Below are 9,288 nucleotides of genomic sequence, written 5' to 3'. Positions count from 1 at the left end.
TGGCGTATTGATTGCATCGATACATTATTCTTTTATTTTCTTTGGCTCTGTGACTCTTTTTAATTTCGTTGACTATATGATCTTCTTTGAACCTACTGACTGTTATATGCACAGTTTTGGAATAAAGATTCATATGAGGCACTCTTATGCAAAAAACACTATTCACCAAATTGACTATCATCGTGGGGCTCTGCATTATTTTTGTCGTCGGGCTCATGATGTTTCGCACTGTCATCGCTGAACGACAATATTATGCACAATCAGTGGTGAAGGAAATCGCCCAGCAGCACGTCAATCCGCAAGAAGTCATTACCCCTTTCATCATTATTCCAACCACCATAACGCCAGAATGCTCAATAGTAGGCGATACCGATGCCGCTAAATGCAAATCCGCTTATTCATCGACGCTAACGGTCTTTGCTAATAAAACTAGCGCCACTCAAGACCTTGAAGTCAGTACGGACACCTATCGACGAGGGATTTATCATGCCACTAGCTATAACGGCGCGTTAAAATTCGATCAAAGTTATACCATAAATCAAACCCTACAACGCTTAATAGCAGATAACCAGTCGGTGAGTAACGACTCAAAAACCCTTAGCACAGCTAACAATAGTACCAATGGCAATGGCAACACAAAAACAGAAAAGACCGATATACACTGGAATGACGCTAAGTTGATTATTCCAGTTTCTGATTTGCGCGGTGTGGCAACCTTACCAACAGTAACGATCGACAAGCAAGCCATCAAAGCAACCTATCCGCAGAGTGCCATGCTTAATGGCTTAAGCTATGTTGAAGTATCGTTGCCCAACGATGTTTTGAATCGATTAACCACAACGAGCGCAAGCCAGCAAGAAAAAACAAACCTTGTGGCTGAAAATCTGAATAGCGAACCACTAAATACGCAAAGTTCTAACATACAAACGCCTATTAGCCAAAACCCAAACCATCAAGACTTAGACAGTCAGCAATCAGATAATAGTCGTCATCAAGCGCTTGATATTGTGGTGGACTTGCCTCTCTCAGGTATTAGCACCTTAAATACCGTGCCAACGGGGCAAAACTTTGAGCTATCTATGCGCAGCAATTGGCATGCCCCAAATTTTATTGGCAGAGCCTTGCCCAATGCTAAAAAATTCACCTCAAAAGGCTTTGAGGCCAAATGGCAAAATCAATATCTAACGGTCGCTAACAATCAAAATTTATCAAAGTGTGTCAGCACTGCCAATAATCAATGTATGGTAGCCAGTAGCGCCGTGCTCGATAGCGCTGACCAAGATGATGAGGCTATCACAGCAATAGAAGGCATTGTCACAGCAGAGGGTAATATCGTGTCCAATAGCGAGCGAGATGTGCGCTTAAGTAGCTTTGGAGTGAGTTTCGCGGAGCCAAATGACGTGTATTTACAAACAGAGCGCACGATGAAGTACGCACTGCTATTAATTTTGGTGTCGTTCGGTACATTTTTCTTATTTGAGGTGATCAAATCCAGCCGTATTCACCCTATCCAATACTTATTGGTCGGTTGTGCACTGCTGTGCTTTTATGTCTTGTTGCTACCGCTGGCCGAGCAAATCGTCTTTTGGCAAGCCTATGCAGTTGCTGCAAGCGCCTGTGTCGGATTGATTGGTTGGTACACTTATTATGTATTAGATGGTATCAAGCGAGCGGGCATATTTACCGCTATATTGGGAAGTCTGTATGCCGCCTTTTATGGTATTTTGACCACAGAAGACCTAAACCTGTTATTGGGTGCTATCTTCTGCTTTGTATTGCTAGCCTGCGTGATGGTCATGACCCGTAAAATCGACTGGTATAAGATTGCTTAATATAGGGTCTGTTGAACATTCAGATATTAGGACTGCTGATCGCTAAAATCGTCCCAAACCTTTTATCAAATCAGGCGTAAACCGACGATAATGTCGTGACCTTAGCTAGGTTTACAACAACGTTTGGGGTGATTTTAGTATCAGCCTTTCAGGGCAGGGCTATTTTTTGCCAATACATGGCGAAATTGTCTAACCTAGAATGACTAGGCGTCAAAAATTTCACTGCGCATTGTCTAAAAAATAGCCACTGCCAGTGCCACATTTGAATGTTCAATAGACCCTAGTCGATACTAAATAAAATAGACACACAACATTATGATGCGTGACTGCTACAAATTTTTCTTGCTTGCTGTACCTACCCAGACAGAGGCTATAACAAGTTTATATCAGTCACGCTGTATCTTTTTTATATTCACCTGATTAGAGTCGGTTCACTATAAGCTCATCTTTCATCGTCATTTTTCAATCGAATCTATTTATAGGGTATGTTTACATTTAATTTGTCAGTCAGGTTTTTTGGTATTGCACTATACTATCGTTATTACGATATAAGGCTAAAGCGATAAGCCGTAGTCATTGTCGTTATTATTATCGTTGTCATTACGACTGCCATTTATTCAAAAAGCCAATTTAACGACTGTAGGGATTATTTTGAAAGCCACGTTATATACGATTATTGCTTTAATAGCATTTGCCGCAAACTCTCTTTTTTGTAGAATGGCGTTAGCAGAAGGTTATATAGATGCATGGAACTTCACCATCATTCGCCTGCTCAGCGGTGCGCTCTGTCTGAGCATTATTATGGGCGTTTATAGCTATAATTTACGACGCAACGAGGCAACTCTTAAGCATCCCACTAGCGAGGCCATTTTAAGCGACAGAGGTAGCTGGCTCAGTAGTATAAGTTTGGTGGTTTATGCACTTTGCTTTTCAATCGCCTATGTTGAGATTGATACCGGAACTGGCGCACTGATTCTATTTTCAGCGGTTCAGCTCACCATGATTGGCTGGGGGATATATAAAAAAGAGCAATTAAGTGCCTTACAATGGCTGGCTTTTATAGTGGCAGTGGCAGGATTTGTCTATCTCATGTTGCCATCAGCGGCTGTGCCGTCAGTATTGGCAGCGACATTGATGGCCATCAGTGGCGTGGCATGGGGGATATATAGTATACGCGGTAAAGCGTGCGTGTCACCGCTACGAGCGACAGGCTTTAACTTTCTCAGGAGCCTATTTGCGATTCCGCTACTACTCACCATGAGCATGGTTTATTTAAAAAACATATCGTTAGCAACGATCAGTATCGAGGGCATCTTATTGGCTTGCGCATCGGGCGCAATTGCTTCTGGCATGGGCTACAGCGTTTGGTATATGGCAATGCCCTTACTGAAAAGTACGCAGGCGGCAGTAGTACAACTCTGCGTACCGGTATTGGCTGCCATGCTTGGTGTGGTATTTTTATCGGAGCAACTGACCATAAACTTTATCATAGCAAGCACGGTCATTTTGGGTGCGGTTTTAATATTTATTTTAAATAAAAAAACGCCAAAGACGGTAAGTTAGATCATAAAAAATTTCGACCTGTTTTAGGGTCTGTTGAACATTCAATTGATCATATCTAAACGGACTAAAAATGGCTAAATTTTGCCAAACATCGTTAAATAGCTGGTTAATATCCCGATATTATCTGCGCTATTTTCCTTGTTTGACTGCAATTTATCTCATTTTTATCACCATTTTTAAAATGAGGACACGCCCTAAAGACTATTTGTTTTTATGAAAAATAAATAGTCCCATTATTTGTAATAAAGAAAGTAAACGTTACGCTGATAAACTCGAACCACAACACGAAATAACAAAGTTTACTGTATGATATTGCTTTGTGAAATTACAAACAATCATTAACAATATTAAGGAATATTATGAAAAAACTATTAGCTGTTGCGCCTTTTGCTGTACTTCTAGCGGCCTGTGCCACTAACGCTCCAACTACAACCACAGCAAGTGGCAGTGCAAGTACAAGCAACCAAGTTCAGACACTAACGTGCGAAGACAACGGCAAAGTGACAACCGCCTATACCGCAAATGGTCAAATTGCTAACTTAAACGTCTCGCTACCTAAAGTCGGCTTAAACAATGCAAAAATATCGTTAAAGCAAGTGGTATCAGGTTCTGGTGCTCGTTATGTAAATGACACCAACCCTAAAACGACATTCGATTGGCACACCAAGGCTGATTATGGCATTATGACCATCAGCTCAGATAACGGACAGCAGTACAGCGTAAACTGTCAAGTATAATCAATAATAATAAAATGACTGACAGTATGTAATACTCGTTAAAAAACAAAAATGCCAGTAGCGCCCATAACTTACGCTACTGGCATTTTTTATGAGCGTCTATTGTGCAATATAGTCGATTCAATTTAAAAGTAGTACAAGGCAACCGAGTGCAGATGTATATTTGATACGTCAAGCGAGGTTAACGCAGTAATGCTTTTATAGTGGAATGATTCTAGTTAATTAATTGGTCTCTCTATGAATAAAGAGTCATAAACTGGCTACTGATATAAATTTTTTGTAGCATCGAAACTGCGCAGACACAGCGAGCAAGGAAAATTTATACCAGTGCCACGTTGTAATACTTGTACTCGTTTTATTTGGGACTGACTATAGGATAGCCCATGAGTGAATCAACCAGTCATAACTCGCTGTCTAACAAGCACATATGGTTGATCCCAGTGATTTGCCTGTTGGCCGGTGGCGGATTGATCGGAATTTCTACCAATCTGGCCAAGGTTGCTGGGCAAATTGGCTTATCGCCGCTCGCCTTTCTTTTTTGGTCGATTACTGGTGCAGCGCTCCTATTATTGGTCGTAACGATTGTGCGACGTGATTTGCCGCCGCTGACGCTACGTAGCTTGGAATATTATTCGGTCGCTGCCCTTGTCAGTGTCGCAGGCTCCAACCTGATTTTCTTTTCCGCCATTCCACAAGTTGGTGCAGGCTTCGTGGCCTTAATGATCGCTTTGCCCCCACTGCTCACCTATCTTGGTGCGTTATTTATGCGTATGGAGAGATTTAATATCGTGCGTGCCCTTGGCGTAGCAGCAGCACTAGGCGGTGTCGGTGTCTTAGCCATCCGTAAGTTTTCGGCCCCTGATGCTAGTATTTTTTGGATTTTACTCGCGCTTTGTGGCCCTGTTTTGCTAGCGATTGGTAATATCTATCGCACCTTGCGCTGGCCAGACGCAGCTTCTCCCAGCTCGTTGGCGCCTGGCATGCTCATTGTCGCCGCTATCTTATTAGGTCTGGTCGGTATATTGCCAAACTTCTCGCTTACGGTGCCAACGGACGCATTACTGCCGCTAGGTTTGATTGTGCTACAAGCCTTTATCTTCGCTGGGCAGTTTTTACTGCTGTTTTTATTACAAAAAACAGGCGGTCCTGTGCTATTGAGTTTATTGGGGTCAGTCGGCGCCATCGTTGGTGTGCCAGTGGCTATTTTTCTGCAAGGAGAAAGTCCACCAGAAGGTCTGTTATTAGGCGCTTCATTAATAGCCATTGGCGTGGTATTGGTCACATGGGGCGGCATAAAAATGACCGTGATTCCAGATAATACGCATTACGAGCTATGACGATAGAGATATTATGATTGGTTGCGTAATAAAATCGCTGTTTATTGTGGTGCCTCCATCTGAAAATCATATTTATTGATGACGAAAAAAACGCCAGTAACTTAAGCTATTGGCGTTTTTAAAATATAAGCACTCTACTGCATAGAGCTTATATTAGACAACGGTCACGTGCAGGCGTGCATCAACATTACCACGCGTGGCATTGGAGTATGGGCAGACTTGATGGGCTGCTTCAATCAACGTTTGCGCTTGTGCTTCGTCGATACCAGACACTTCAACGTATAAATCTATATCTAAGTTATAGCTGCCATCTTGCTTCATGCCAATACCAACTTGGGTAGAGGTTTTCGAAGCCGTGATCGGCAGTTTCATGTGTTGCGCCGTCAGGTTCAAGGCACTATCAAAACAGGCCGCATAGCCCATCGCAAAAAGCTGCTCTGGATTGACACCCTCTTTGTCTTGCTCTTGAAAAGAGACCAAGTCAAAGCCTAATGAGCCATCATCTAAGCCTGTATGTCCAGAACGACCACCGGTTGCTGTGGCGCGAGTTTTATAGAAAATTTTCATAATATATTCCTTGTTTGATGTTATTAGAAGTCATGCTTGTTTTGTTTCAATGGAGTTATTATAGGCACTCTCAGCTTAGAGTGTTAGAATAGTCCTCCAAAATTATTGCCTAATTCTATAAGCAATTATATTATTAAGCTATTCATTACATCAAACGCATACCATAAAAAACATCAAGCCGAGAAACACCAAACTTATAAACTTTCAATCAACACCCCTTTATCTAAGATAACTATTATGCAGCCAACAACGATTGTGCAACTACTTAACATACTGCCCAAGAATCAAACCATCGAGTCTGCTATTGCTGGTTTATTTTTTTACTGTGCAGATAGACCCAATAGAACCGTCAGCTATATTCAAGAGCCTAGTATTTGTATTGTGTTGCAAGGTGAGCGAGAGATCTATTTAGGAAATGATTGCCAAAGATTTGATAATAGTAATTTGATGTTTTGCCCCGTAAATATTCCTCTGAGTATGCATGTCAAACACGCCTCAGTAGACAATCCTGTCATTGTGCTGTCTATGAAGTTAGACCTTGCTATGATTAGAGAAATATTGGCCCAGATACCGCCCGCACGAAATACAGAAGAAAAGCATCTGGGTATAAAATGGCATCTGGATAACACCATACTCGCCGCTTTTGAGAGACTCATCAACTTGCTCGATTATCCAAACGATATCGAATTTTTATCTAAATTAATTCAACAAGAAATCTACTACCGACTGCTCTCAGCACAGCAAGGCAATAAATTGCGGCAGCTCGTCGTCAATGGCAGTCATACGCATCGTATCAGCCAAGCGACGGATTGGCTCAAAGCGCATTTGAGTGAACCCGTCATCATCGAAGAGCTGGCCAGTAAATGTGGTATGAGTATCTCAGGGTTTCATCAGCATTTTAAAGAAATTACCCAGTTAAGTCCGCTGCAATACCAAAAAAGCCTACGCTTGATGGCAGCGAGGCAGCTTATTCAACGTGGTGAATCACAAGTTTCGCAAGTCGCCATGCAGGTAGGCTATGAAAGCCCTAGTCAATTTAGCCGTGAATACAAGCGTTTGTTTGGAGTCAGTCCGAGCAGTGAGCTTAATTAATAACTGACGCACCTTGAGCGCTATAAAGGGTGTAGATTCATTATCTTAACCTTAACCATTATCATAATTATATAAGGAAATATCGTGCAAGAATTACGACGTTTTGAGGATTATTTATATAAGAGACCTAAGCCCACAGGTATCGACGTTGTCTGCGGATTAAAACATTTTTCTATTATCACGTATGCAGTGCCAGTACACAGATTCGAGGGAATATTTCCTGACAGGTTCAAGCTCGATACGGTCATGATAGACGGCGAAGAAAAAGGCTTGATCTCTATTGTACCCTTTATCGATGTTGATTTTACCTCTGCGGTTTATCCTTTTCCAACATTCACCATGGGACAGACCAACTATCGTATCTATATCATAGATAAAAAGACTGGTGAGCGCTGCGTATGGTTTTTGGGCACCACTTTAGATTCTTGGACATTAGCAGTACCAAGGTACTTATGGAGTTTGCCTTGGCATAGCGCGAAAATGACTTTTGATTGTCAATTTGATGACGCAACTGGCAAGTATGTAAAGTATTCGGTAAACGCTGAGTCAGAATGGGCAGCGGCGTCGGTATCGCTTGCGCAAAATACAGAGGATGATTTTTCGTTCCCAGGCTTCCCTGATACAGAATCGGCGCTTATTTATTTGACCCATCCGCTGGCAGGATTTTATCATCGCCGTGATGGTAAGCTTGGTACTTACCGGGTCTGGCATAAAAGACTTGAAGTACAGCCAGCCTCTTTGATTTCTGCCAATTTCAAGCTGTTATCAGACTTAGGCATTGTCACTCTTTCAGAGCAAAATACCCCCTATAGTGTACTTATTCAGCCTTTAAATAGGTTTACTATCTATTTACCGCCAAAAGTGATTGGTTGACCCGTTCGCTATCTGTCTGGTGTATACATTATGAAATAACACTCAGACTTTGATAACTTTTTTCTTCTAGATCAGTGTAGCTTTTGACTTCATTTTATTATTTTACGTATTCACGTCAAGGAGCCGCTTAGACGACTCAACTTCTCAATCGAATCACTCATGAAATATCCTAATCAAAAAAATAACAGTTGACTTGACCTATATATTCATAATATAACATATATAGAGTATCTATGCATTTAGGATTATCAAAACACCGTTATTTCTAGGTTAATCACAAGCATATTTCGTGAGGAGCTACTATGATTCGTTTAAGCTACACTCTCAAATGCTGGGCCTTAAGCATTGTCTTTTACTCGGTCTTTTACTTTGCCGTATTAATGACAGATCCTGATTTTGGTAAATATAACTATATGTTAGCGCTAAGCACATTGCTATTTCCCATTTCCAAGCGGGCAATTGACGTATTGAGTGACTCGTTAAGGCTCGATTTCGATATGTTCGATGGCTTCTTATCTCCCTTACTCATCAATATTACGATATGGCTGTTTACACCTTTTATCGTCTTTTTAACATTCATTGCTTTCTTGGCTTATAGCATGGGTGTGGTAAAAGGAAACCTGAATGGTTGAAACTAATAGCTAAGGTAACCTAGTGCCGCCTTAGCTGTTTCATTATAAGTACTTCTGAACAAATGGTATTTTTTAAATGTTAGAGTTCACGTGAAGTGTAATAAGCGAACTGATAAGAAACAGATCTAATGAAATTGGTGCGTTGGACGCACCCTACTCACACTACGTACAAATGCTACGAACCGTTATTTGCTTTTGATATTTACCTAGAGGACCATATTTACCCATAGAACTAATCTTGCCAACGACGCAAGTTTCAAAATATTTGTAATAGCCTTTTTGATTTATACTTTTTGAATCTTTTATTAATAACTGCTTTGGATCCGACACATAGTAAGTGATGCCATTAGAAACTAATTCATGAATCTCAAAGCTTCTTTTGTACTTACCCCGTAGCTGCACTTCTTTTTCCGTACTTTCTGGCGCAACTGCTTTCACGTCACTGTTGTTACTGGCCTGTGTTTCATCACAACCTGTGCTCATAAATATAGTTGATATAAACCCTAATATTAGCAATCTACCTTTAATCATTATTTTTTTATCCTACTAAAAAAACTAAACCAATTTATGGAATAAAATCAAAAAAACTCTGTTTTAAAAAAAGAATAGCCCTTTACTTTAATCAAATATTATCGACTAGATTAAAGGGCTATAT

Annotated in this window: 9 protein-coding genes; 7 read left to right on the top strand and 2 right to left on the bottom strand. The window is 40.9% G+C overall.

All coding sequences use genetic code 11. From position 1 onward, the window contains the following. Positions 1 to 146: 146 nt before the first annotated feature. From creD to AAEY80_RS02975, 4 genes are all read left to right on the top strand, one after another. Positions 147 to 1,832, top strand: coding sequence for a cell envelope integrity protein CreD (gene creD, locus AAEY80_RS02990; RefSeq protein ID WP_350587861.1), 1,686 nt, complete (start codon positions 147 to 149; stop codon positions 1,830 to 1,832). Between the two features lie 651 nt (positions 1,833 to 2,483). Beyond that, a complete protein-coding gene (locus AAEY80_RS02985) occupies positions 2,484 to 3,395 on the top strand; it encodes a DMT family transporter (RefSeq protein ID WP_201566473.1) in 912 nt (303 codons plus the stop codon). 359 nt (positions 3,396 to 3,754) lie between these two features. Beyond that, a complete protein-coding gene (locus AAEY80_RS02980) occupies positions 3,755 to 4,132 on the top strand; it encodes an MliC family protein (protein ID WP_201566471.1) in 378 nt (125 codons plus the stop codon). A gap of 383 nt (positions 4,133 to 4,515) precedes the next feature. Further along, the gene (locus AAEY80_RS02975; protein ID WP_201566469.1) at positions 4,516 to 5,469 is read left to right on the top strand and encodes a DMT family transporter; all 954 of its coding nucleotides are present in this window, start codon (positions 4,516 to 4,518) and stop codon (positions 5,467 to 5,469) included. A gap of 153 nt (positions 5,470 to 5,622) precedes the next feature. On the opposite strand, the gene AAEY80_RS02970 is transcribed toward AAEY80_RS02975, so the two are convergent. Beyond that, the gene (locus AAEY80_RS02970) at positions 5,623 to 6,036 is read right to left on the bottom strand and encodes an organic hydroperoxide resistance protein (RefSeq protein WP_173239998.1); all 414 of its coding nucleotides are present in this window, start codon (positions 6,034 to 6,036) and stop codon (positions 5,623 to 5,625) included. A 237-nt stretch (positions 6,037 to 6,273) separates the two neighbouring features. Here AAEY80_RS02970 and AAEY80_RS02965 point away from each other — a divergent pair, with 237 nt between their 5' ends. The 3 genes from AAEY80_RS02965 (at position 6,274) to AAEY80_RS02955 (ending at position 8,633) form a co-directional block, all read left to right on the top strand. After that, positions 6,274 to 7,128, top strand: coding sequence for an AraC family transcriptional regulator (locus AAEY80_RS02965; protein ID WP_201566467.1), 855 nt, complete (start codon positions 6,274 to 6,276; stop codon positions 7,126 to 7,128). Between the two features lie 84 nt (positions 7,129 to 7,212). Continuing rightward, positions 7,213 to 8,001 (top strand): YqjF family protein, encoded by a 789-nt coding sequence (locus tag AAEY80_RS02960; protein WP_101212590.1) that lies wholly within the window; start codon positions 7,213 to 7,215, stop codon positions 7,999 to 8,001. A gap of 302 nt (positions 8,002 to 8,303) precedes the next feature. Continuing rightward, positions 8,304 to 8,633 (top strand): hypothetical protein, encoded by a 330-nt coding sequence (locus AAEY80_RS02955; protein WP_201566465.1) that lies wholly within the window; start codon positions 8,304 to 8,306, stop codon positions 8,631 to 8,633. A 162-nt stretch (positions 8,634 to 8,795) separates the two neighbouring features. Here the strand turns inward: AAEY80_RS02955 and AAEY80_RS02950 are convergent, their stop codons facing one another. After that, positions 8,796 to 9,164 carry a hypothetical protein gene (locus AAEY80_RS02950; protein WP_201566463.1) on the bottom strand — a complete coding sequence of 123 codons (369 nt, stop codon included), beginning with the start codon at positions 9,162 to 9,164 and terminating at the stop codon, positions 8,796 to 8,798. Between the last annotated feature and the right edge of the window lie 124 nt (positions 9,165 to 9,288).

The sequence above is a fragment of the Psychrobacter sp. 78a-MNA-CIBAN-0178 genome, from assembly GCF_040309625.1.
GTDB classification, from domain to species: domain Bacteria; phylum Pseudomonadota; class Gammaproteobacteria; order Pseudomonadales; family Moraxellaceae; genus Psychrobacter; species Psychrobacter okhotskensis.
Note: the sequence above shows the minus strand (reverse complement) of the source record. Positions and strands in the feature narration are given on the sequence as shown.